The organism is Staphylococcus sp. GDX8P54P (assembly GCF_017893165.1).
Classification (GTDB): domain Bacteria; phylum Bacillota; class Bacilli; order Staphylococcales; family Staphylococcaceae; genus Staphylococcus; species Staphylococcus borealis.
In genome coordinates this window covers 17,694-42,843 of sequence record NZ_JAESMM010000006.1, presented here as the reverse complement: position 1 = coordinate 42,843, position 25,150 = coordinate 17,694, and the positions used below count along the sequence as shown (strand labels likewise).

Genomic DNA, 25,150 nt, shown 5'->3' with positions numbered 1-25,150 from the left:
AAATTCTACAAGCAAAGCAAGTTGGGAGTGGACGACGAATCTAAAAAGAATTCTGTCCCACTCCCAGTTTTACATTATCTTAAAGTATTTTATTTATTGCTTTGAAGGCTTGCTTTAAATTGTTGTCCTAAATCAGGACGGTCAGTCACTAATGTGTGAACTCCTTTACGATATAAATCAACCATTAAGTCAGTACTATTGATGCCGTAAAAACCAGGCACAATATTTAAAACGTTTAACCATTGAATGAAACGTTTAGAAGTTAAGGGAATGCCTTTAAATTGAATAGGCATTTGAAATGTATCAGCAACAGGTTGATATGTGTTACCCAATCCAGTGTTAAACTTAATAAAGCCTTCTGCTACTTCTTTTTGACTCGCACCAATCGCTACTTGGCCATTGCTTATCTTTCTAAAACGATCATTTTGTTCTTTATAAAAACTAGTTACAAGTACGCGATCTTGTGCGTTGTTATTAATGATATCTTCATACATTTTTGTAGGTGCAACGGTGCCTTCATAGCTATCAGGTGCGTCTTTTAAATCAACATTGATATACATGTTGGGATACATTTTTAACAGCTCATCAAAAGTTAAAATTTTAGCTTCATTGTGACCACGATATGGGAATAGACCATTTATATCTTTAAAATGATAACCAGCATCTAAGCGTTTCAATTCTGCAACACTATGGTCGCTCACTTTGCCAGAGCCATTTGTAGTACGATCTACAGTTGCATCATGGAAGACGATTAATTTTTCATCTTTAGTCAGTCGAACATCCGTTTCAAAACCATCTAAGTTGTATGCAACGGCGTTATCAAATGCTAATTGAGTTTGTTCAGGTCTGACCGCCATGCCACCTCTATGAGCAAAGATATATGGTGCTTGACCACTAAAGAACTTAGGTATTTCCTTCGTATGTTCTGTTTTATTGCTTTTATTTATAAAAAATAAGCTACCTAAAAAACTAACACTCGCTAAACTTAAATTGAGCGCCCATCTTTTTTTATTCGTCATTTATAACGCCTCCTCGTAATTATTGAATTAAGCGTACCAAACTTTGCACTAACGCAAAAGTAAATAGATATTTAATCAACAGGTATGCAAGATATCGTTTTAAGGATTTTATAAAATAAATAGACATGGTATAGTTATTATGCATAATAAATGGAGTGTGTATAGTATGGAATTGATTCCTAGAGTGAGTTTGATTATCTATTTAAAACATATTAAGCATGAACGTCAAATTAGAAAGTATGGTCATATCATTTATACAAATAAACAACGTAAATATGTAGTGTTGTATGTTAATGAGAACGACGCAGACGCAATTGTTCATAAATTAATGAAACTTAAGTATGTTGTTAATATAGATGGATCACCTTATAAATATTTGAAAAAAACATACGAGAAAGAAAAGCATGAAATGTTATAAATTGTTATTTAAATTATTATTCTAAATCGCGACGATTACAATCATCGGATGTCTCATTTTAGTGGTTCTCTGACTACATAATGACATAGCTAACGCCTTTACTGCATAGGTGGAATCCAATTTTGTAGTCGTAAGACACTAATTAAATATTTAAAATATTGGTCCAAAGTGTGGAACGCTTCTGGTGGTTGTACATCTACGCCCAATATAGGGATATTATATTGATTTGCTTGATTATTTATGAGTTCAAATTTTTTATTACTGTTAGGATATGGATATTTAAGTGCATTAAGCATGATGTACATTGCTTGAAAATGATTGCCTGAAGTAGGGTTCATAATCAACGCTACTGACGAAAGTTGTTTTGAAGATTGTGGTGTATGAAAATATACTATTTTACTGATTCGAAGATGATTGTATTCGATTAATGTATTAAATTCAAATAGGTCTGTTAATCCTTCACCTAAAACAATAAATGACTGTTTCATAATATAATCTTTCTCCTTTTTTACAACAAATTATAATAAATAACCTTGAGAAATGGAAGTGTAAGTCAAGATGAGAGTTATTGCTGGTAAACATAAAAGTAAAGCGCTAGAAAGTTTAGAAGGTCGTAATACACGTCCAACTATGGATAAAGTAAAAGAAGGGATTTTTAATAGTTTACAAGACGTACACGGTTTGGGATTAGACCTGTTCGCCGGAAGTGGCGCATTAGGTATCGAAGCATTATCTCGTGGTATGGAGAAGGTCATTTTTGTCGACCAAAATTTTAAAGCTGTTAAAGTAATCCAAGCAAATTTAAAGCAATTAGATTTACGTGAACAATCGGAAGTTTATAAAAACAATACGGATCGAGCATTAAAAGCTTTAAATAAACGAGACATTCAATTTGACTATATCTTCCTTGACCCACCATACAATAAAGGATTAATTGATAAAGCTTTGGAGCAGATTGCAGAGTTTAATTTATTAAAAGAAAATGGTATCATCATTTGTGAGTTTAGCAACCATGAACAAATCAACACAAATGGATTCAAAGTGATTAAACAATATCACTATGGTCTTACTGATACTTTGTTATTAGAAAAAGGAGAGCAAAATGGCTAAAACGAAAGCAGTCATTCCAGGTAGTTTTGATCCTATTACATATGGACACATTGATATTATCGAGCGTAGTGCAGGGCGCTTTGATGAATTGCATATTTGTGTGCTAAAGAATAGTAATAAAACTGGAACGTTTAATATTGATGAGCGAATGGCATTAATAGAAGAATCTGTTAAACACTTATCTAATGTTCAAGTACATAATTATAACGGCTTGTTAGTAGATTTTTGTGATAAAATCGGTGCTCAAACAATCATTAGAGGATTAAGAGCAGTTAGTGATTTTGAGTACGAATTACGTTTAACATCAATGAATAAGAAATTAAATAGTAATGTAGAGACGATGTATATGATGACAAGTACGAACTACTCTTTTATAAGTTCAAGCGTTGTAAAAGAAGTGGCGCAATATAAAGCTGATATTTCAGATTTTGTACCACCTAATGTAGAGAAAGCTTTGAAAGAAAAGTTTAAAAAATAATATTAAAGATTAAAGCAATCTTAATCACATTAGAAACTTAAACTTAGTGCTTGGATAAGTTGCAAGAGTCTAGGAAATAATTCCTTGAGAATAGATTAGGACATAAATAATATAATGATGCTATTTTGCAAATTTGCAGTAGCTGACTGAACTGATAAGGCGCTTGAATCAAGCTTTTTTAGTTCTAGTCAACCTTGCGGTCGGGGCCCCAACACAAAAAATCACGAAAGTGATTTTACAAGCAAAGCAAGTTGGGGGTCGGAGCCTCAACAAAGAGAATTTCATGAAGAAATTCTACAAGCAAAGCAAAGTTGGGGTGGGACGTCGAATTTTACAAGTATTCTGTCCCAATCCCTTCTTAAAACATTCTCTTACATACTACTTTTGTTAATAATCACTGGGGTATTAAAATCATTAGCTATTTGACCGGATAGTAAATTATAAATTTGTGTCGCTTTAATTTCATTTTCAAATAAAGTGGCTGTCTTCTTATTTATATTTGTCACATAAGAACGATTTGGGAATTTCTTTTTTAAATACTTTAAATATTGTTGCCCTTGAGGTGTCATTCCTAAAATACGTACGCCCTCAATATCCTCTTTGAACGCATCTTTCTTTATGTTCAACAATAATTGCATCAATACACGTTGAATATGCGTATATGTGAAACGCTTGGTCTTAACTAATGACATCAATGTGTCAAAATCCGGTGCACTTTGAATATTTGCTTTAAGTCGGTGTTCAAAGCCTTCGGACATTGTATAAATTTGTGACAATTCTGTAGAAGAACGACTCAAAATATTATATTTAATAAAATTAAATGTCTGTTGCTTTAATAGGTGTGGTTTCTCATATAGGCAAGTTATATTGGATGGTACAACATCCTTCCAAATATTATCGTTATTTATTAAGGCTCGTCTTATAGCTGAGCCACTTGCAAATGTGTCATGTTTAATGTCTTGATCATGATGCGTTGCAGATTGGCGTTGAATAGCAATTTTAGTAATCGTCGGATCAATGGTATTGATTGCCTTTATGTATGCGACACCTAGTATATTATTCGGTGAGCGTAAGACATCGGGGTCCTCAACCAAGTCATCAATAATTTTGGCATAATGATTGCCTTGCTTAATTAAATCTTGAAAAAGTGATGACTGTTCAAGTGCATTGATGTTTGCTGCTACCTTTTCAAGGCGTGCAAGATCATCAATTTCACTGCCAAATGCTATCGTATCAATATCTAAATAGTGAGCGACTTTAATTGCAAATGTTGCAAAATAATCACTAGATGATAGGCTGGCAATGGTTGGGAGTTCAACGACTAAATCTACACCTGATAAAGCCATCTTAGTACGTAAAAATTTGTTGTAGATTGCAGGTTCGCCACGCATAACGAAATTGCCGCTCATGATTGCAATAGCGATTTCAGCATTAGACTGTAACTTAGATTGTTGGGCATGATATAAGTGACCGTTATGGAATGGATTATATTCAGAAATCAGTCCAACACTTTTCATTTGCAATTCATCCTCTCAGTATTCATTATTAGTATTGTAACAGAAGAAAGTATGTTAAGAAAAAATCTTGACAACTTATACTTGTAAAGTTAAAATAAATTTTGTGTTTGTTAGAGGTGAAGCCATATGAAATGGTCAATAACGCAATTAAGAAAATATCAAGATAAACCATTTGAATTTAATCAAACGGCGAATTTTGAACATTTAATAGAACCCTTAGGCTTGATTGATTTATCAGAAATCAATGTTGAAGGTGAATTAACTGTTAAATCAAATGAAGTTATTGCAGATATGCATTTAACTGGAACGTATACAATGCCTTGTGCACGTACGCTTGTACCTGTAGAAGTTCCTTTAGACGTGCGTACATCTGAAATATTTGATTTAGAAGGTTATGATAGTTATACCGATGAAGAAGTTGAAGAAGATGAACATTATCATCTAGCGACTGATGGTATGATTAACATTCGAAACATTGCTGAAGAGTTGGTTATCATTGAGAAACCGATGAGAGCATATTCTGAGAATAGCGATCAAATGCTTACAGAAGGTAATGGTTGGGAAGTTATTGACGAAGATCAAATGATCGAACTTGAAAAAGAAAAAGACAATAATGATTCCCAAACGCAACAAGTTGATCCTAGGCTTCAAAAATTACAACAATTATACGATAAAGAGTAATAGCAGGTTGTTTTAAATTATTGTATAATGATTTAATGACCTAACACTTAAGATATGTGTTTAATATTAAGGAGGATATATCATGGCAGTACCAAAAAGAAGAACGTCTAAAACTAGAAAAAACAAACGTCGTACTCACTTCAAAATTTCAGTACCTGGTATGACTGAATGCCCAAACTGTGGCGAATACAAATTATCTCACCGCGTATGTAAAAACTGTGGTTCTTACAATGGTGAAGAAGTCGTTTCTAAATAATCGACGTATGAATTTGAAGGAAGCATGAACAATTTTAATTTGTTCATTGCTTCCTTTTTTTATCGATAATTAAAGCGTTAAATGCAATGTGCTTTAAAATGTAATGAATTTACGCATTATAATAAAGGCTTCATTATAATCAATTTGATTATGTTAATATAAATGTGTAAACAAAACAATCTAGCTACAATAATGGAGATAATTATGGAACAAATTACGTCAGTTCAAAATAATAAAATAAAAAATGCGAATAAATTAAAGAAAAAAAGAGATCGTGATAAAACAGGACATGCACTCATTGAAGGCATTCATCTTATTGACGAAGCATACCAAAGTGGCATCGTGATTAAACAATTATTTGTGATTGAACCAAATAGAACAGATGAGGCACTTATAGATTACGCGGAAGAAACGTATGAAATTAATATGAAAGTGGCTGAATCACTATCCGGTACGATTACACCGCAAGGATTTTTCGCTGTAATTGAAAAGCCAGAATATGACATTAACCAAGCCAAACAAGTATTGTTAATTGATAGAATTCAAGATCCAGGGAATCTAGGGACTTTGATTCGAACATCTGATGCAGCAGGCATTGATTTAATTGTTATGGAAAAGGGTACGGCTGACCCTTATCAAGATAAAGTTTTACGCGCAAGTCAAGGCAGTGTCTTCCATATCCCAGTAATTACTACAGATTTGAAGACGTTTATAACTGACTTTAATGGTCCTGTGTATGGTACGGCACTTGAAAATGCGCAACCTTATAAAGAAGTAGCTTCTCAAGAAACGTTTGCTTTATTACTAGGTAATGAAGGCGAAGGCGTTAACAAAGCATTGTTAAATGAAACTACACAAAATTTAACAATCCCGATTTATGGTAAAGCGGAAAGTTTGAATGTAGCCATCGCAGGTAGTATATTACTTTATCATTTGAAAGGTTGACCCTGAGAATTAAAATCGGCTATACTTAGAGATACACAACGAATAATGTAAATTGGTAAATCAATGCATAAAAATTTAAAATATAACCGATAAAAAGACTTTAACTAATAGAACGTGTTGTACAGGGAGAGTGAACGTGACTGTAATTCACTCCAACACGAATTAGTTTCTTTCATCTTTTTGGTTACTTAAAGAAATTTAAGTCGGAGTATGTCTTCGTTAACAACGTTTGCAAGTGTATGCGTAAGCATAAATTTGGGTGGTACCACGGAAAGACTTTCGTCCCAGTTATTGGGATGGAAGTCTTTTTTTATGAATAAAATAGTAAAACACAAAGTGAACATAAAATAAGAGGTGTAAGTCAATGACACAAAACGATTCTATGGCTGATTTAAAACAACAAGCACTTGTTGATATTAATGAAGCTCAAAATGAACGCGAATTACAAGATGTAAAAGTTAAATATTTAGGTAAAAAAGGCTCAGTAAGTGGCTTGATGAAAAATATGAAAGATTTACCGAATGAAGAAAAGCCAGCATATGGGCAAAAAGTGAATGAATTACGTCAAACCATTCAAACTGAATTAGACGAAAAACAAACACTTCTAAAAAATGAAAAACTAAATCAACAATTAGCAGAAGAGACCATTGATGTGACCTTGCCAAGTCGTCAAATCAGTATTGGCTCTAAACATCCTTTAACACGAACAGTAGAAGAAATTGAAGATTTATTCTTAGGATTAGGTTATGAAATTGTTGATGGTTATGAAGTAGAACAAGATTATTATAACTTTGAAGCATTAAATTTACCTAAATCGCATCCAGCACGTGATATGCAAGATAGTTTCTACATCACTGATGAAATCTTGATGCGCACACATACATCTCCTGTACAAGCACGTACAATGGAAAAACGTAATGGACAAGGACCAGTTAAAATTATTTGTCCTGGTAAAGTTTACCGTCGTGATTCAGATGATGCGACACACAGTCATCAATTTACTCAAATTGAAGGATTAGTAGTTGATAAAAATATCAAAATGAGTGACTTGAAAGGAACATTAGAATTAGTAGCGAAAAAATTATTTGGTGCAGACCGTGAAATTCGATTACGTCCTAGCTACTTCCCATTCACTGAACCTTCTGTTGAAGTGGATGTATCATGTTTCAAATGTAAAGGTAAAGGCTGTAACGTATGTAAACATACAGGATGGATTGAAATTTTAGGTGCGGGTATGGTACATCCAAATGTACTTGAAATGGCCGGTTTCGATTCAAATGAATATTCTGGTTTCGCATTTGGTATGGGGCCTGATCGAATCGCTATGTTGAAATACGGCATTGAAGATATTCGTCATTTCTATACAAATGATGTTCGATTCCTTGAGCAATTTAAAGCTGTTGAAGATAGAGGTGAAGCATAATGTTGATTTCAAATGAATGGTTAAAAGATTACGTTAACGCAAATGTTTCGGTTGAAGATTTAGCTGAGCGTATTACCCGTACAGGGATTGAAGTGGATGACATTATTGATTATACAAAAGATATTAAAAATTTAGTGGTTGGTTATGTTCAATCAAAAGAAAAACATCCCGATGCAGATAAATTAAACATTTGCCAAGTAGACATTGGTGAAGAAGAAGCGGTTCAAATCGTATGTGGTGCACCGAATGTAGATGCCGGTCAACATGTTATTGTAGCGAAAGTGGGTGGTCGCTTACCAGGAGGCATTAAAATTAAGCGCGCTAAATTACGTGGTGAACGTTCTGAAGGTATGATTTGTTCATTACAAGAGATTGGTATTTCAAGCAATGTAGTACCTAAAGCATATGAGAATGGAATTTTTGTTTTTCCTAATGAAGTTGAACCAGGTACAGATGCTTTAACTGCGTTATATTTAAATGACCAAGTAATGGAATTTGATTTAACACCAAACCGTGCTGATGCATTAAGTATGGTTGGTACAGCTTACGAAGTGGCAGCGTTATATCAAACTGAAATGACGAAACCGTCAACTGAAAGTAATGAAATTGCAACTTCTGCTTTAGATGAATTATCAGTTACAATTGATAACCCTGAAAAGGTGCCATATTATAGTGCGCGTGTTGTTAAGAATGTAACCATCGCACCATCTCCAATATGGATGCAAGCACGTTTAATTAAAGCAGGTATTCGTCCAATTAATAACGTTGTTGATATTTCAAACTATGTATTATTAGAATATGGCCAACCATTACACATGTTCGACCAAGACCATATCGGTTCTCAAGACATTATCGTACGCCAAGCTAAAGATAATGAAGTAATGACAACATTAGATAATACTGAACGCACATTAGTGGACACTGATATCGTTATTTCGAATGGGCAAGAACCTATCGCATTAGCTGGTGTAATGGGTGGAGACTTCTCAGAGGTAACAGACCAAACGACCAATGTAGTGATTGAAGGCGCAATATTCGATCCAGTTTCAATTCGTCATACTTCACGCCGTTTAAATTTACGTAGTGAAGCTTCTAGTCGCTTCGAGAAAGGTATTGCAACGGAATTTGTCGATGAAGCGGTCGACAGAGCATGTTACTTATTGCAAGAATATGCTTCTGGTGAAGTACTACAAGATAGAGTATCAGCAGGTGACTTAGGTTCATTTGTGACACCAATTGATATTACAGCTGATAAAGTGAATCAAACGATTGGTTTTGATTTATCAAGTGATGAAATTAAAGCAATCTTTGAACAATTAGGATTTGATACGCAACAAAATGATGATACATTAACGGTTAATGTGCCGTCACGTCGTAAAGATATTTCAATTAAAGAAGACTTAATTGAAGAAGTTGCACGTATTTACGGTTACGATGAAATCCCTTCATCATTACCGATTTTCGGAGAAGTTACAAGTGGAGAATTAACAGATCGTCAACATAAAACTCGTACAGTTAAAGAAACGCTTGAAGGTGCTGGATTAAACCAAGCCATCACATATTCATTAGTGTCTAAAGAACATGCGAAAGACTTTGCATTACAAGAACGTCCAACTATCAGTTTATTAATGCCGATGAGTGAAGCACACGCAACGTTACGTCAAAGTTTATTACCGCATTTAATTGAAGCAACTGCATATAATGTCGCACGTAAAAATAAAGATGTGAGATTATATGAAATTGGTCGTGTTTTCTTTGGCAATGGTGAAGGAGAACTTCCAGATGAGATTGAATATCTAAGTGGTATTTTAACGGGAGAATATGTTGTTAATGCTTGGCAAGGTAAAAAAGAAGAAATTGATTTCTTTATCGCCAAAGGTGTTGTAGACCGAGTAGCTGAAAAATTAAACTTAGAATTGAGCTATAAAGCAGGAGAAATTAAAGGTTTACACCCAGGGCGCACAGCAATTGTGTCGTTAGAAGGCAAAGAAATTGGCTTTATTGGTGAATTGCATCCACAAGTTGCTGCAGATAATGATTTAAAACGTACGTATGTGTTCGAATTAAATTATGATGCAATGATGGACGTAGCAGTAGGATACATTAATTACGCGCCAATTCCTAGATTCCCTGGCGTAACACGTGATATTGCGTTAGAAGTCAATCATGAAGTGCCATCTTCAGAATTAAAACAAACCATTCATGATAATGGTGAGGATATCTTACAAAGTACATTAGTATTTGATGTTTATGAAGGTGAACATTTAGAAGAAGGTAAAAAATCAATAGCAATTCGTTTGAATTATCTAGATACTGAAGATACATTAACTGATGAACGAGTATCTAAAGTTCACGATAAGATTTTAGAAGCATTACAAGCACAAGGCGCTACAATTAGATAATCGTAGGAAAGGGAGCGGGACAGAAATTTAAATCAATTCATTGTCCCGCTCCCATCTTACTTTGCGTGTATGATTTTTAGTGAAATGCTCTTTGCTGGGGCCTCGCTAGAATGTTGACTAGGTTTGAAAAAATGATTTAAGCGCGTTTTCAAATCAGTCAGCTACTGTGCATTTTCAAATTAGCTTTATCTTATTAGTTTATCCTAGCTTTTTAATGTTTATTGATACTTTTTAGTCACTAAATGTTGCGCTTTATCACGATTTTTAAAATGTTTCTTAGAAATCGCATCTAGTGTTTCAATCCCATGTTTATCAACGATTTGCGCGGCTATCAAATCTACTTTATTGCTGGCCCCTTTAGGAATTACTTGTTTCATTTTATGTGATATATGATCCATATGTTTAACGAAAGCATATCGAGAAATAATACTCGCAGCTGCAATTGCTAATGATTTAGATTCCCCCTTAGTTTCGAATTTTGTTTTATCTGGATAGGGGAGTGCGCTTAATGCGTAACGTTGGTAAACACCACGTACAGCAAATTGATCAATCACGATGTAGTCTAAGTCATTGCAGTCTATTTTTTGCGTTACATTTTTAATAGCTTCGTTGTGAAGTACAGCTTTCATTTTAACTTGTGACCAACCTATCGCTTGTCTATCGTTATATTTGGGATTATCCAATGTTAATAAAGAATGCGGAATAAATGTGATTAATTGTTCGGCCAGCTCAATTGTTTTTTGATCACTTAATTTTTTGGAATCATCCACACCTAGCGTTTTTAAAATTTGAATATGCTCTTTTGAAACATAAGCGGCACATACAGTTAAAGGTCCAAAATAATCGCCACTACCTGCTTCGTCACTACCAATACAATTAAAATGATTATAGGCCAATGTTTGGTCAGATGATTGTTGAGACGTTGTTGGTTTGGTAGAAGAGGTTGAATGTCCTGGAAGCAACTGTTGTGCGACAGCTTCTGCATTTTTACCTTGAAACATGACTTTACCTGAATTGTATATATTAATTACAGCTTGATTATATTTCGTCCGTGCCTTCATGCCTGGAGGTAATTGTGATGTTTCAAATGTAATGTGTTGTAATAAGTCTTGGATTTCAGATTCTGATAATTTATGAACGACGTTTGCCATACGCTAGTTGACCTCACTTTTCAAAATATAATAAAACATAGATAAGCATAACATATTATGATTACACTTCAGAATAGATAACGTGTGTTAGATGTATTATTTATAACGATTCCGTAATCGCTACTTACCAAACAACATATCCTAATGTATAATTAGTTGTGATATTCTACTTTATAAATTATGTAAGAATTGCATTCAATTGAAGTACGAGACGATGTGGTTATCTACGTGTAACCATTGATAGCTTTAAGAATAAATAATGTCAGGAGTTATTGCTATGGGAGAATTTAAAAATCGAATCAATGTCACGATTAACGATCAGAATTATACCATCATTGGTGAGGACAGCCCGGAGCATATTCGTTATGTAGCACATTTAGTAGATGAAAAATTAAGAGAAATGGGACGTAAATCAACCGGATTGGATACCACTAGAAAATCAATTCTAACTGCAGTAAACATTATGCATGAAAAGGTTAAACTAGAAGAAGAAAATCGTAAATTATTACAAGAAATACAACAATTAAAGCAAAGAGAAGAATAGATGATTATTGATTTAACGATCATTATCATTATTGTATATAGTCTTATCATGGGGTATAGAAGAGGAATATGGTTAAATAGTTTACATTTATTTTCGACGATAGTGTCATTTATCATAGCACATCAATTTTACCAACGTATAAGTCAACAATTAATTGTCTTTTTACCGTTTCCAAAGACGATTGCGTATGATATGGCATATGCATTTCATTTTAATGATTTGCAGCAACGTTTTGATAAAGTGATGGCATTTTTACTCATTGCCTCAATATGTAAGTTGATTTTATATCTTATTATAATTACTTTTGATAATATAGTGACGTATCGAATGATAAATCAAATAAGTAGACGCTTTGGTAGTTTAATTAGTGTAGTCATGGCTGTCGTTATTCTTCAGTTATTCATATATGTGCTAGCATTGTATCCGATTGAGTGGATACAACATAGTTTACAACATGCGTACATAGGGAAACTTATCTTATTTCATACACCATTTTTCTCGTCTTACATTTTAAATTTATAATACAAAACTGATATAAGGTCAGGACAAGGCTACTTTGTTAAATGTCCTGGTCTTCTTTTTATGGAGTGATTGGAATGACAAAAAAAGATGTAATTCAATTATTAGAAAAAATTGCTATCTATATGGAATTAAATGGAGACAATACGTTTAAAGTTTCAGCATATAGAAAAGCGGCGCAAAGTTTAGAAATTGATGAGCGTCCACTTGATGAAATAGAAGATGTCACTGAGTTAAAAGGAATTGGTAAAGGTGTAGGCGATGTGATTAATGAATATCGTAATACTGGTGAATCAAGTTATTTGAAAGAATTGCAACAACTTGTTCCAGAAGGTTTAATACCATTAATGAAGATTCAGGGATTAGGTAGCAAAAAAATAGCTAAGTTATACAAAGAACTGAATATTACTGATAAAGAAAGTCTACAATCAGCTTGTGAAAATGGGAAAGTGAGCGAACTGAGTGGTTTCGCTAAAAAAACCGAACAAAATATACTTGAAGCAGTTAAAGCTTTAGGTGCTAAAAAAGACCGTTACCCAATTGATACAATGCGTGGTTTAAATCGTATCATTATCGATTATTTGGAAACCATAGATGATATTGAGAAATATTCCGAAGCGGGTAGTTTCCGTCGATATAAAGAAATGAGTAAGGATTTAGATTATATTATCAGTACGGAGCATCCAGACAAAGTACAACAACAACTTTTAAATATACCTAATAAAGTTAAAGATGTTGCTGTTGGACAGACCAAAGTATCATTAGAGTTGACGTACGATGATGAAACGATTGGTGTAGATTTCCGACTTATCGAACCAGTTGCGTTTTACCATACATTACAACATTTTACAGGTTCTAAAGATCATAATATTCGCATTAGACAGATGGCCAAAGCGCAAAATGAAAAAGTAAGTGAATATGGCATTGAACAGCAAGATGGGTCATTACTACAGCTAGAGAGCGAAGAAGCGATTTATCAACATTTCGGTAGTGAATGGATAGCACCTGCGCTAAGAGAAGATGGCAGCGAATTTGATAAAGATTTAAGTCAAATGATTACTTTAGATGATATCAATGGAGATATTCATATGCATACCACATATAGTGATGGTGCGTATTCTATCCGAGACATGATTGAGGCAAATATCAAAAAAGGCTATCAATTTATGGTGATTACTGACCATTCACAAAGCTTAAAAGTCGCTAATGGCTTACAAGTAGAACGTTTATTACGACAAAATGAAGAAATCAAAAAACTCAATCAAGCGTATTCAGAAATAGATATATATTCAGGCACAGAAATGGATATTTTGCCTGATGGTTCGTTAGATTATGATGATGAAGTGTTAGCGCAACTTGATTACGTCATTGCAGCCATTCATCAAAGTTTTAACCAATCAGAAGAAGAAATTATGAAACGTTTGGAAAATGCATGTCGAAATCCATATGTTCGACACATTGCACATCCAACAGGACGTATTATTGGTCGACGAGACGGTTACAAACCGAATATCGAAAAATTAATGCAATTAGCAGAAGAAACAAATACGATAATGGAAATTAACGCAAATCCTAAACGCTTGGATTTAAATGCTGAAACAGTAAGGAAATATCCTAACGTCACATTAACAATCAATACAGACGCACATCATGTAGACCATTTAGACTTTATGAAATATGGTGTAGCAACTGCTCAAAAGGGATTTGTAAACAAAGAACGAGTAATAAACACGATGTCTCGTCAAGCATTTAAAGATTTTGTTGAGAATAATAAAAAGTTGAAGAAATAGAGGGATTGTATGAGACAAAAAACATTAGACGTCTTAGAATTTGATAAAATTAAGTCATTTGTTGCTTCTGAGACAATCAGTGACTTAGGACGTGAAAAAGTGTCTAAGATGTCTCCAGCCACAGACTTTGAAACAGTGGAATTTCAAATGAATGAGACAGATGAAATATCACAAATTTATAATAAACATCGTTTACCAAGTTTAAGTGGTTTAGCCAAAATTTCACCATTAATTCATCGAGCAACGATTGGCGGTGTACTTAATGTAACAGAACTTAATTTGGTTAAACGTTTGATACAAGTTCAGAACCAGTTTAAAACATTTTATAATCAATTGTTAGAAGAAGATGAGAACGTTGTTAAGTATCCAATTTTGAATGACAAAATGAACCAATTACCAATTTTGTCAGATCTATTTCAAGAAATAAATGAAAAATGCGATACACATGATTTGTATGATAGCGCGAGTTATGAATTACAAGGGATACGTAGCAAGATTTCAAGTACGAATCAACGCATTCGTCAAAATTTAGATCGTATCGTTAAGAGTCAGGCTAATCAGAAGAAATTATCTGATGCGATTATTACTGTAAGGAATGATCGTAATGTTATTCCAGTCAAAGCGGAATATCGACAAGATTTTAAAGGTATTGTGCATGATCAATCTGCCTCTGGTCAAACCCTTTATATTGAACCATCATCTATTGTTGAAATGAATAATCAAATTAGCCGTTTACGAAATGACGAAGCAGTTGAACGTGAGCGTATCCTGACAGAATTAACAGGTATGGTTGCTGCTGAAGCAGATGGTTGCCTAATTGCTGAATCTGTTATGGGTCAAATTGATTTTTTAACTGCTAAAGCGCGTTATGCACGTTCAATAAAGGGAACGAAACCTACATTTTATAAAGAAAGAACGGTTTACCTACCGAATGCTTACCATCCGCTCTTAAATAAAGATTCGGTTGTAGCCAATACGATTGAATTTATTGATGATATTGAAACAGTGATTATTACAGGGCCTAACACAGGTGGTAAAACAGTTACATTGAAGACACTTGGTTTAATTATCGTAATGGCGCAATCAGGGTTGCTCATTCCTACTTTAGATGGTAGCCAATTAAGTGTCTTTGAAAATGTTTATTGTGATATCGGTGATGAACAATCCATTGAGCAATCATTATCAACGTTCTCTTCACACATGAAAAATATTGTTGAAATTTTGCGAGAGACTGATAAAAATAGTTTAGTATTATTTGATGAATTAGGTGCAGGTACTGACCCAAGTGAAGGTGCGGCGTTAGCGATGAGTATCTTAGACCACGTTCGCGATATTGGCTCATTAGTCATGGCTACGACACATTATCCAGAATTGAAAGCATATAGTTATAATCGTGAAGGTGTGATGAACGCTAGCGTTGAATTCGATGTTAATACGTTAAGCCCAACTTATAAATTATTAATGGGTGTACCTGGTCGTTCAAATGCATTTGATATTTCTCGTAAATTAGGACTTAGCTTAGGTATTATTAATAAAGCTAAGACGATGATTGGAACGGACGAACAAGAAATAAATTCAATGATTGAATCTCTTGAAAAGAATTCAAAACGTGTCGATGAACAACGAATTGAATTAGATAGACTGTTAAAAGAAGCGAGAACAACGCATGATGATTTAGAACACCAATATGAACAATATAAAAATTACGAGAAGAAATTGATGGATGAAGCGAAAGAAAAAGCAAATCAACGTGTCAAATCTGCGACTAAAGAAGCGGATTCAATCTTAAAAGAATTAAGAACATTACGCGATCAAAAAGGTGCCGACGTTAAAGAACATGAGCTTATCGATAAGAAGAAACAATTAGATGATCAATATGAAGCAAAATCGTTAAAACAAAATGTTCAAAAACAAAAATATGATGAAATCCATGCAGGTGACGAGGTTAAAGTGTTATCGTATGGTCAAAAAGGTGAAGTCTTAGAACTCGTAAATGAAGAAGAAGCAGTGGTTCAAATGGGTATCATTAAAATGAAATTACCTATTGAAGATCTTGAAAAGACTAAAAAGAAAAAAGAAAAACCATCTAAAATGGTCACTAGACAAAATCGTCAAACGATTAAAACGGAATTAGATTTACGTGGTTATCGTTATGAAGAAGCAGTAGGCGAATTAGATCAATATATTGATCAAGCCGTTCTCAGCAATTATGAACAAGTTTATATTATTCATGGTAAGGGCACTGGGGCACTTCAAAAAGCCGTTCAAAACCACTTAAAGAAACATAAAAGTGTGAAATCGTATCGTGGCGGTATGCCAAGTGAGGGCGGCTTTGGCGTAACAGTTGCTGAACTTAAATAAGTTACATTGACGTCTAAGCAGTGTTGTTGATTTTTTTAGAAAATAACGTACAATTAAGCCAGTGAAAATAAAATAAGATGAATGAGATTTGATGATTATTGACAGATTATTAGTAAATGAGCAACTGCGATGCACGTGCCACTAAAGTCTGTTATAATTTGCTCATCATTCAAAATTTAAGGAGGATTGGCATTTATGGCAATCGTAAAAGTAACGGATTCAAACTTTGATGAAAATATTCAATCAGGCGTTAAATTAGTAGATTTCTGGGCAACTTGGTGTGGACCTTGTAAAATGATCGCACCTGTATTAGAAGAATTAGCTGGAGACTATGATGGTAAAGCTGATATTTTAAAATTAGATGTTGATGAAAACCCATCAACAGCAGCTAAATTTGAAGTAATGAGTATTCCAACTTTAATCGTATTTAAAGATGGTGAACCAGTTGATAAAGTAGTAGGTTTCCAACCTAAAGAAAACTTAGCTGAAGTATTAGATAAACATCTATAAGAATAATCTAAACATTAATGAGACTGGGGCATTACATAAATGTAATCGCTCCGTCTTTTTTATATGTAGTTAATCTCTTAGGAAGGAGGGGATACATTGTCAGACTACAAAACTAAAATAAAAGATAAATTAAGTGTAGTTCCTTTTGAACCGGGTTGTTACTTAATGAAAGATCGGAATGACCAAGTGATTTATGTTGGTAAAGCGAAACGTTTAAGAAATAGATTGCGTTCCTATTTTACCGGTGCACATGATGCGAAAACAACAAGATTAGTAGGAGAAATCCGAAATTTTGAATTTATAGTCACTTCAAGTGAAACAGAATCCCTACTTTTGGAACTAAACTTAATTAAACAGTATCAACCTCGCTATAATATTTTATTAAAAGATGATAAGAGCTATCCTTTTATAAAAATCACTAAAGAGAAACACCCTAAGTTAATTGTTACACGTACCGTAAAAAAAGGAACTGGAAAATATTTTGGACCATATCCTAATGCCTATTCAGCACAAGAGACGAAAAAATTATTAGACCGCATTTATCCATTTAGAAAATGTGACAAAATGCCAGACAAATTATGCCTTTATTACCATATCGGACAATGTATGGGACCATGTGTTTATGATGTAGATCAACAAGCCTATGCACAAATGACTCGTGAAATAAGTGACTTTTTAAATGGAGAAGATAAAACCATTCTCAAAAATTTAGAGGATCGTATGATGGATGCGAGTGAAAAATTAGACTTTGAACGTGCGAAAGAGTATCGCGATTTAATACAACATATTCATAATTTAACTAAAAAACAAAAAATTATGTCGTCAGATAACACCATCAGAGATGTGTTTGGTTATAGTGTTTCTAAAGGATGGATGTGTATTCAAGTATTCTTCATTCGACAAGGGAATTTGATACAAAGAGATGCGACAATGATTCCTTTACAACAACAAACTGAAGAAGAAGAATTCTATACATTTATAGGTCAATTCTATAGTTTAAACCAACATATTCTGCCCAAAGAAGTGCATGTTCCTAAACATCTAGATAAGACTATGATTCAATCCGTAGTTGATACTAAAATTGTTCAACCGGCGCGTGGTGCTAAAAAAGAAATGGTGGATTTGGCTAATCATAATGCCGAAGTTGCACTTGAAAATAAATTCGAGCTAATTGCAAAAGATGAATCTCGTACAATAAAAGCAATTGAAGAGCTCGGAGAACGAATGGGCATTCAAACACCAATCCGTATTGAAGCATTTGATAACTCAAATATTCAAGGTGTAGATCCCGTATCAGCCATGGTTACTTTTGTTGACGGTAAAGCAGATAAAAAAGGATATCGTAAGTATAAAATTAAAACGGTCGATGGACCAGATGATTACAAGTCAATGCGAGAAGTCGTTCGTCGTCGTTATACGCGTGTTTTGAATGAAGGATTGCCTTTGCCTGATTTAATTATCGTCGATGGTGGGAAAGGGCATATGTCAGGTGTATTAGATGTCCTTGAGAATGAACTAGGCTTAGACATTCCCGTTGCTGGATTAAGAAAAAATGATAAACACCAAACGTCAGAATTACTTTATGGACCACAAGCAGACGTTGTACCATTGAAAAAGAATAGTCAAGCATTTTATTTATTACATCGAATTCAAGATGAAGTTCACCGTTTTGCAATTACGTTCCATCGTCAAACACGCCAAAAAACAGGTTTACAATCTGTATTGGACACTGTTGACGGCATCGGAAGTAAACGTAAGACGCGTTTATTAAGAACGTTTGGATCGATTAAGAAAATGAAGGAAGCAAGTGTTGCTGACTTAAAACAAGCAGGTTTACCTGAGAAGGTTGCACATAACTTACAACAAGCTTTGTCAGATAATTAATTAAAAAAAGGGCTATGAGAATTATTCTCATAGCCCAAAAACATATAAAAAATGTTACAATACAGTTAACAAAAAGTTTATTTTTTTAAGAAAGTATGGAAGCGTTTTCTAATTGAGAAACATTATCATTAAAGTGTTTTTAGAAATGATAAATGTAATACTTGCATTTATCATTAAAAAATAACGAACTCAATTTACTTTTTTAAGTCCTACTTGTTTACATAGTTCTGATTGGAACGTCTATTGATGAAGAAATGTCAGGATCCTTAAATAAGACAAGTACTAAATAAAATAGTAAATCGTTATGTGATATATGGACTTGATTAAATTAACTTTCTTAGAAATAAGCGATTTAAATTAATAGTTTTACAGGGGGGACTCCTTTTGGCAAAGTCTAAAAATGAATTCTACCTTAGACGTGTACACTCGTTACTAGGTATTATTCCAATTGGTGCATTCTTAATCGTTCATTTAATTGTGAACCATCAAGCAACACAAGGGGCAGAGGCTTTTAATAAGGCAGCTGGCTTTATGGAATCAATTCCGTTTTTACTCGCAGTTGAATTTTTATTAATTTACATTCCGATTTTATACCATGGTCTATATGGTATCCACATTGCATTTACAGCTAAAGAAAATATCGGCCATTACTCATTATTTAGAAACTGGATGTTCGCATTACAAAGATTCTCAGGTATTGTGACATTTATATTTATCTTCATGCATTTATGGCAAACGACAATTCAAAAATACTTCTTTGGTAAAGCAGTTGATTTTGAATTGATGCACAAAACACTTGAAAACCCACTTTGGGTCATTGTATATATCGTTTGTGTATTATGTGTTATTTTCCATTTCTCTAATGGTTTATGGTCATTCTTTGTAACATGGGGATTCTTACAATCTAAACAATCTCAACGTGTTTTCACTTGGATTTCTTTAGTTGTATTCTTAGTTCTTGGATACATTGGTGTATCAGCAATTTTCGCATTTGTATAAAACATAAATAGTAATCACATATAGTACGTTGAAATTTTTGATAAGTAATTGATTTAGGTGCTTATCATATGAGCTTACGTAAACACGTTAAGCGATCGATATATTTTAGGGGAGTGACTTTTCTATGGCAGAGAAAAAAATTATTGTTGTCGGTGGAGGACTTGCCGGTCTGATGTCAACAATTAAAGCTGCAGAACAAGGTGCGCATGTAGATTTATTCTCAATCGTACCTGTTAAACGTTCGCACTCTGTATGTGCCCAAGGTGGTATTAACGGTGCGGTAAATACCAAAGGTGAAGGGGATTCTCCTTGGATTCACTTTGATGATACAGTCTATGGTGGGGACTTCTTAGCGAACCAACCACCAGTAAAAGCTATGGCTGAAGCTGCACCATCAATTATCCATTTATTAGACCGTATGGGTGTAATGTTTAGTAGAACGAAAGAAGGTCTTTTAGACTTTAGACGTTTCGGTGGTACACTTTACCACAGAACCGCTTTTGCAGGTGCTACTACAGGTCAACAACTATTGTATGCACTTGATGAACAAGTACGTTCATTCGAAGTAGATGGACTCGTTACGAAATATGAAGGATGGGAATTCTTAGGTATAGTCAAAGATGATGAAAATGCTGCAAGAGGTATTGTTGCTCAAAACATGACCACTTCAGAAATTAAATCATTTGGATCAGATGCAGTTATCATGGCAACAGGTGGTCCGGGTATCATCTTTGGTAAGACAACAAACTCAATGATTAATACAGGATCAGCAGCATCAATTGCCTACCAACAAGGTGCTAAATATGCAAACGGGGAATTTATTCAAATTCATCCAACTGCCATTCCTGGTGACGATAAATTACGTTTAATGAGTGAGTCAGCACGTGGTGAAGGTGGTCGTATTTGGACGTACAAAGACGGTAAACCTTGGTACTTCTTAGAAGAGAAATATCCTGATTACGGTAACTTAGTTCCTCGTGATATTGCAACGCGTGAAATCTTTGATGTATGTATTAATCAGAAATTAGGTATTAACGGCGAAAACATGGTTTACCTTGACTTATCTCATAAAGATCCACATGAATTAGACGTTAAACTTGGTGGTATCATTGAAATTTATGAGAAATTCACAGGTGATGACCCACGTAAAGTACCGATGAAGATTTTCCCAGCGGTTCACTATTCAATGGGTGGTTTATATGTAGACTATGATCAAATGACAAATATTAAAGGTCTATTTGCTGCTGGTGAATGTGATTTCTCACAACATGGTGGTAACCGCTTAGGAGCGAACTCATTACTATCAGCAATCTATGGTGGTACTGTCGCAGGACCTAATGCGATTAAATATGTAGAAAATGTTGAAACAACATATACTGAATTAGATGATAGCATTTACCAAAAACGTGTAGATGAAGAACAAGAACGTTTTGACAAATTATTAAATATGCGTGGTACTGAAAATGCATACAAACTTCACCGTGAACTTGGTGAAGTTATGACAGCGAACGTAACAGTTGTACGTGAAAATGATAAATTATTAGAAACAGACAAAAAAATCGTTGAATTAATGAAACGTTATGAAAATATTGATATGGAAGATACGCAAACGTGGAGTAACCAAGCTGTATTCTTCACTCGTCAATTATGGAACATGTTAGTTTTAGCACGTGTTATTACAATTGGTGCATACAATCGTAATGAATCTCGTGGTGCGCATTACAAACCAGAATTCCCTGATCGTAATGATGATGAGTGGTTAAAAACAACATTAGCTGAATATCAAGGTAGAGAAGAAGCACCTAAATTTACTTATGAACCAGTCGATGTAAGTTTAATTCCACCACGTAAACGTGACTATACAAGTAAGTCTAAAGGAGGTAAAAAATAATGGCTGACAATCAATCAGTAAAAGAAACTCCCGAAGAACTTCGCCAAAACGATAGTAAAACAAATGAGACAGAACAACAAAAGCCAAAACAAAAATCAATTAAATTGATTATTAAACGACAAGATAATCAAGACTCTAAACCATATGAAGAAACATTCGACGTTCCTTATAAAGAAAACATGAATGTGATTGCATGTCTCATGGAAATTAGACGTAACCCAGTAAATAATAAGGGTGAAAAAACAACACCTGTTACTTGGGATATGAACTGTTTAGAGGAAGTTTGTGGTGCTTGTTCTATGGTTATCAATGGTCGTGCAAGACAATCATGTTCAGCAATCGTTGATCACTTAGAACAACCAATTCGTTTAGAACCAATGAGTACGTTCCCTGTAATACGTGATTTACAAGTAGATCGTACAAGAATGTTCGATAACTTGAAACGTATGAGAGCATGGATTCCAATTGATGGTACGTATGATTTAGGACCAGGACCACGTATGCCTGAGAAAAAACGTCAAACCGCTTACGAATTGTCTAAATGTATGACTTGTGGTGTTTGTTTAGAAGTGTGTCCGAATGTTACACCTAAAAATAAATTCGTTGGTGCCCAAGCAATTTCTCAAGTTCGTTTATTCGACTTACATCCAACAGGTGCAATGACCAAAGACGAACGTTTAGATGCGTTAATGAGCGCCGGTGGTTTACAAGAATGTGGTAATTCTCAAAACTGTGTGAATGCCTGTCCTAAAGGTATTCCTTTGACAACGTCAATCGCTGCTATGAATAGAGAAACAACATTCCATATGTTTAAATCATTCTTCGGTTCAGACCATAAAGTTGATTAATACTTTTTAAAAAGTTAAAGATAGCAAAAATCATAATTAGTGACAACTTAACGAATTTACAGTAGTTGATAGAACTGAGAAAATGTGTAAATCAAACTTTTCTCAGTTCGAGTCATATGTAAGGGGTAGGGCAATGAATTCAAAAAGAATTATGTCCTACCCCTTACTTTTTTGTTGTCATTTAAATGTGTAAAAACGTTTACTCAATCGGATTAGTCAAACTCTCAACATGTATATGGTAAAATAACTATACTATGTGTTATAAGGATGAATGAAAATGAATAAACCAATTGGTGTTATAGATTCAGGCGTAGGTGGTTTGACTGTAGCAAAAGAAATTATGCGTCAATTACCTAATGAGACAATATATTATTTAGGAGACATTGCAAGATGTCCATATGGTCCAAGACCTGGAGATGAAGTAAAAGCATTTACTACACAACTCGCTAACAAACTAATGCAGTTTGATATCAAAATGCTAGTTATAGCGTGTAATACTGCGACTGCTGTTGCATTAGAATATTTGCAACAAGTGTTGCCTATTCCTGTTATTGGGGTTATTGAGCCAGGCTCCAGAACGGCTATTATGACAACTAAGAACCAAAAAGTTTTAATTCTTGGGACAGAAGGGACAATAAAATCTGAAGCGTACAGACATCATATTAAACGCATTAACCCTAATGTGCATGTATATGGCGTAGCTTGTCCTGGTTTCGTCCCGTTAGTTGAACAAATGCGCTACAATGATCCTACCATTACAAGTATTGTCATTCATCAAACGTTAAAACAGTGGAGAAATACAGAGGCAGATACAATAATTTTAGGTTGCACACACTATCCATTGTTATATAAACCAATCAATGATTACTTTGGAGGAGAGAAGAAAGTTATTTCCTCTGGACTAGAGACAGCGCGTGAAGTAAGTGCTTTATTAACGTTTAGTAATGAACACGCGAGTTATACGCGCCATCCAGAGCATCGATTTTTCGCTACTGGAGATACCGTACATATTAAAAATATAATTTTGCAATGGTTAAAATTAGATGTTGAAGTTGAGCGCATCAGTGTAGATGCTTAGTGAGGAGGAATTATAATGGCAGATATCGTAATCGCTACAAACAATAAAGGTAAAATTAATGACTTTAAATCTATCTTTCCCCACGATAATGTGATAGGTATATCAGAGCTTATCGCAGATTTCGATGTAGAGGAAACTGGAACAACTTTTGAAGAAAATGCACGGTTAAAGTCAGAAGAAGCTGCAAAAGTGTTAAATAAACGTGTTATCGCAGACGACAGTGGTTTAGAAGTATTTGCGTTAAATGGGGAACCGGGTGTCTATTCAGCTCGATATGCCGGTCTAGACAAGAGCGATGATGCTAATATTGATAAATTATTAAAGAATTTAAATGGTATTGAAGAGCGTGAGGCACAATTTGTTTGTGTCATTAGTATGAGTGCACCTAATGAGCCGACGCAAACTTTCAAAGGAACAGTATCTGGTGTAATTACGACTGAGAGACAAGGTGAGCATGGTTTCGGATATGATCCTGTATTTTATGTTCCTGAAAAAGGTAAAACCATGGCACAACTCACAACAACAGAAAAAAGTGAAATTAGTCATAGAGGTAATGCAATTAAGAAATTAAATGCTTATTTGGAGAGTGAATCAATATGACAAAGTGGCTTATCGTCAGTGACAATCATACAGAACCTGGTATTTTATACCATATTTATGAATCACATAAAGACGCTGAAATGTTACTACATTTAGGTGACTCTGAATTCGAATACAATGACACAGAGTTAAGTCTATTTAAAAGAGTAAAAGGAAATTGTGACTTTTATCCTGAATTCCCAAATGAGGAAGTTGTAGAAGCTAAAGGTATTAGAGCCTTTTATACACATGGCCATTTATATTCAGTTAATCAAACGCGCATGCACCTAGCTGAGAAGGCTAAATCACTTAGATGTCAATTTGCTTTCTATGGTCATACTCACGTCGCAAAATATGAACACTTTAGTGGTGTACACGTTATTAACCCAGGCAGTATATCACAATCCCGCAGTAGTATTGAAGAAACGTTTGCAGAACTCCGCATTGATGAACAAAATATGAATGCAATTTTAAACTTTAGAAATCGTGACAACCGTATTATAGAAACAATAGAATTCGAAATTTAGCAAAGAAACACTTAGGCAAAAGTCGTTGCCTAAGTGTTTTGATTTTAGATAGGACAGAATTCAAATTAAATAAGTCATGTAGGATGAAGGTATTAAATTGAGAAGTAAAAACGAACCACTTCGGCACTTTACTTAGCAATAAGCGCATGGTTGCTTTCAATTATTAATTTAGTACTTACGGTTTAAATCATATTGAGGCTTGATAAATTAGAAAAAGCAG

Annotated in this window: 24 protein-coding genes; 20 read left to right on the top strand and 4 right to left on the bottom strand. The window is 34.3% G+C overall.

All coding sequences use genetic code 11. The annotated features are described in order from the left end of the window. Nucleotides 1–89: 89 nt before the first annotated feature. The gene (locus KA909_RS02405) at nucleotides 90–1,019 is read right to left on the bottom strand and encodes a glycerophosphodiester phosphodiesterase family protein (protein WP_075108498.1); all 930 of its coding nucleotides are present in this window, start codon (nucleotides 1,017–1,019) and stop codon (nucleotides 90–92) included. 166 nt (nucleotides 1,020–1,185) lie between these two features. Between KA909_RS02405 and KA909_RS02400 the strand changes: the two genes are divergently transcribed. Further along, complete coding sequence (locus KA909_RS02400; protein ID WP_193839519.1) at nucleotides 1,186–1,437, top strand: DUF2129 domain-containing protein; 252 nt, start codon at nucleotides 1,186–1,188, stop codon at nucleotides 1,435–1,437. A 98-nt stretch (nucleotides 1,438–1,535) separates the two neighbouring features. Here KA909_RS02400 and KA909_RS02395 read toward each other — a convergent pair whose 3' ends face one another. Then, nucleotides 1,536–1,925, bottom strand: a complete 390-nt coding sequence (locus tag KA909_RS02395) for a DUF7147 family protein (protein WP_193839518.1) — start codon at nucleotides 1,923–1,925, stop codon at nucleotides 1,536–1,538. Between the two features lie 70 nt (nucleotides 1,926–1,995). Between KA909_RS02395 and rsmD the strand changes: the two genes are divergently transcribed. Continuing rightward, entirely contained in the window at nucleotides 1,996–2,547 is a 552-nt protein-coding gene (gene rsmD, locus KA909_RS02390; protein WP_193839517.1) for a 16S rRNA (guanine(966)-N(2))-methyltransferase RsmD, read from the top strand. Then, nucleotides 2,540–3,025: a pantetheine-phosphate adenylyltransferase gene (coaD, locus tag KA909_RS02385; RefSeq protein ID WP_016930718.1), complete on the top strand. Its 486-nt coding sequence runs from the start codon at nucleotides 2,540–2,542 to the stop codon at nucleotides 3,023–3,025. Before rsmD ends, coaD begins: the two co-directional genes overlap by 8 nt. A gap of 371 nt (nucleotides 3,026–3,396) precedes the next feature. On the opposite strand, the gene KA909_RS02380 is transcribed toward coaD, so the two are convergent. Further along, complete coding sequence (locus KA909_RS02380) at nucleotides 3,397–4,542, bottom strand: nucleotidyltransferase (RefSeq protein ID WP_193839516.1); 1,146 nt, start codon at nucleotides 4,540–4,542, stop codon at nucleotides 3,397–3,399. A 126-nt stretch (nucleotides 4,543–4,668) separates the two neighbouring features. Here KA909_RS02380 and KA909_RS02375 point away from each other — a divergent pair, with 126 nt between their 5' ends. The 5 genes from KA909_RS02375 to pheT all read left to right on the top strand — a co-directional run bounded on the left by KA909_RS02375 (nucleotide 4,669) and on the right by pheT (nucleotide 10,249). Beyond that, nucleotides 4,669–5,223 (top strand): YceD family protein, encoded by a 555-nt coding sequence (locus KA909_RS02375; RefSeq protein ID WP_053029167.1) that lies wholly within the window; start codon nucleotides 4,669–4,671, stop codon nucleotides 5,221–5,223. An 82-nt stretch (nucleotides 5,224–5,305) separates the two neighbouring features. Then, the gene (gene rpmF, locus KA909_RS02370; RefSeq protein ID WP_001830121.1) at nucleotides 5,306–5,479 is read left to right on the top strand and encodes a 50S ribosomal protein L32; all 174 of its coding nucleotides are present in this window, start codon (nucleotides 5,306–5,308) and stop codon (nucleotides 5,477–5,479) included. A gap of 204 nt (nucleotides 5,480–5,683) precedes the next feature. Then, on the top strand, nucleotides 5,684–6,424 hold the full coding sequence (locus KA909_RS02365; protein WP_193839515.1) for a TrmH family RNA methyltransferase: 741 nt from the start codon (nucleotides 5,684–5,686) through the stop codon (nucleotides 6,422–6,424). Between the two features lie 364 nt (nucleotides 6,425–6,788). Beyond that, the gene (gene pheS / locus KA909_RS02360) at nucleotides 6,789–7,847 is read left to right on the top strand and encodes a phenylalanine--tRNA ligase subunit alpha (protein WP_016930714.1); all 1,059 of its coding nucleotides are present in this window, start codon (nucleotides 6,789–6,791) and stop codon (nucleotides 7,845–7,847) included. Then, complete coding sequence (gene pheT, locus KA909_RS02355; RefSeq protein WP_210129934.1) at nucleotides 7,847–10,249, top strand: phenylalanine--tRNA ligase subunit beta; 2,403 nt, start codon at nucleotides 7,847–7,849, stop codon at nucleotides 10,247–10,249. The genes pheS and pheT overlap by 1 nt, the downstream gene beginning before the upstream one ends. 218 nt (nucleotides 10,250–10,467) lie before the next feature. Here pheT and rnhC read toward each other — a convergent pair whose 3' ends face one another. Further along, entirely contained in the window at nucleotides 10,468–11,400 is a 933-nt protein-coding gene (gene rnhC / locus KA909_RS02350) for a ribonuclease HIII (protein ID WP_210129933.1), read from the bottom strand. Nucleotides 11,401–11,677: 277 nt separating this feature from the next. Here rnhC and zapA point away from each other — a divergent pair, with 277 nt between their 5' ends. From zapA to KA909_RS02290, 12 genes are all read left to right on the top strand, one after another. Next, nucleotides 11,678–11,944 carry a cell division protein ZapA gene (gene zapA, locus KA909_RS02345; RefSeq protein ID WP_016930711.1) on the top strand — a complete coding sequence of 89 codons (267 nt, stop codon included), beginning with the start codon at nucleotides 11,678–11,680 and terminating at the stop codon, nucleotides 11,942–11,944. Further along, nucleotides 11,945–12,466, top strand: a complete 522-nt coding sequence (locus KA909_RS02340) for a CvpA family protein (RefSeq protein WP_075109219.1) — start codon at nucleotides 11,945–11,947, stop codon at nucleotides 12,464–12,466. Nucleotides 12,467–12,540: 74 nt separating this feature from the next. Further along, nucleotides 12,541–14,253 carry a DNA polymerase/3'-5' exonuclease PolX gene (gene polX, locus KA909_RS02335; protein ID WP_075109220.1) on the top strand — a complete coding sequence of 571 codons (1,713 nt, stop codon included), beginning with the start codon at nucleotides 12,541–12,543 and terminating at the stop codon, nucleotides 14,251–14,253. Between the two features lie 9 nt (nucleotides 14,254–14,262). After that, entirely contained in the window at nucleotides 14,263–16,614 is a 2,352-nt protein-coding gene (locus tag KA909_RS02330) for an endonuclease MutS2 (RefSeq protein ID WP_210125258.1), read from the top strand. A 195-nt stretch (nucleotides 16,615–16,809) separates the two neighbouring features. Continuing rightward, complete coding sequence (trxA, locus tag KA909_RS02325) at nucleotides 16,810–17,124, top strand: thioredoxin (RefSeq protein ID WP_011276093.1); 315 nt, start codon at nucleotides 16,810–16,812, stop codon at nucleotides 17,122–17,124. 96 nt (nucleotides 17,125–17,220) lie between these two features. Next, nucleotides 17,221–19,008: an excinuclease ABC subunit UvrC gene (gene uvrC, locus KA909_RS02320; RefSeq protein ID WP_075109222.1), complete on the top strand. Its 1,788-nt coding sequence runs from the start codon at nucleotides 17,221–17,223 to the stop codon at nucleotides 19,006–19,008. Nucleotides 19,009–19,392: 384 nt separating this feature from the next. Then, nucleotides 19,393–20,007, top strand: a complete 615-nt coding sequence (locus KA909_RS02315; protein ID WP_053029174.1) for a succinate dehydrogenase cytochrome b558 subunit — start codon at nucleotides 19,393–19,395, stop codon at nucleotides 20,005–20,007. A gap of 124 nt (nucleotides 20,008–20,131) precedes the next feature. Beyond that, nucleotides 20,132–21,898 carry a succinate dehydrogenase flavoprotein subunit gene (gene sdhA, locus KA909_RS02310; protein WP_075109223.1) on the top strand — a complete coding sequence of 589 codons (1,767 nt, stop codon included), beginning with the start codon at nucleotides 20,132–20,134 and terminating at the stop codon, nucleotides 21,896–21,898. After that, nucleotides 21,898–22,746: a succinate dehydrogenase iron-sulfur subunit gene (gene sdhB / locus KA909_RS02305; protein WP_210129932.1), complete on the top strand. Its 849-nt coding sequence runs from the start codon at nucleotides 21,898–21,900 to the stop codon at nucleotides 22,744–22,746. The genes sdhA and sdhB overlap by 1 nt, the downstream gene beginning before the upstream one ends. 277 nt (nucleotides 22,747–23,023) lie before the next feature. Further along, on the top strand, nucleotides 23,024–23,824 hold the full coding sequence (gene racE / locus KA909_RS02300; protein ID WP_193839509.1) for a glutamate racemase: 801 nt from the start codon (nucleotides 23,024–23,026) through the stop codon (nucleotides 23,822–23,824). Between the two features lie 15 nt (nucleotides 23,825–23,839). Continuing rightward, on the top strand, nucleotides 23,840–24,424 hold the full coding sequence (locus tag KA909_RS02295) for an XTP/dITP diphosphatase (RefSeq protein ID WP_075109224.1): 585 nt from the start codon (nucleotides 23,840–23,842) through the stop codon (nucleotides 24,422–24,424). Then, the gene (locus tag KA909_RS02290; RefSeq protein ID WP_193839508.1) at nucleotides 24,421–24,930 is read left to right on the top strand and encodes a YfcE family phosphodiesterase; all 510 of its coding nucleotides are present in this window, start codon (nucleotides 24,421–24,423) and stop codon (nucleotides 24,928–24,930) included. The genes KA909_RS02295 and KA909_RS02290 overlap by 4 nt, the downstream gene beginning before the upstream one ends. Nucleotides 24,931–25,150: the final 220 nt, after the last annotated feature.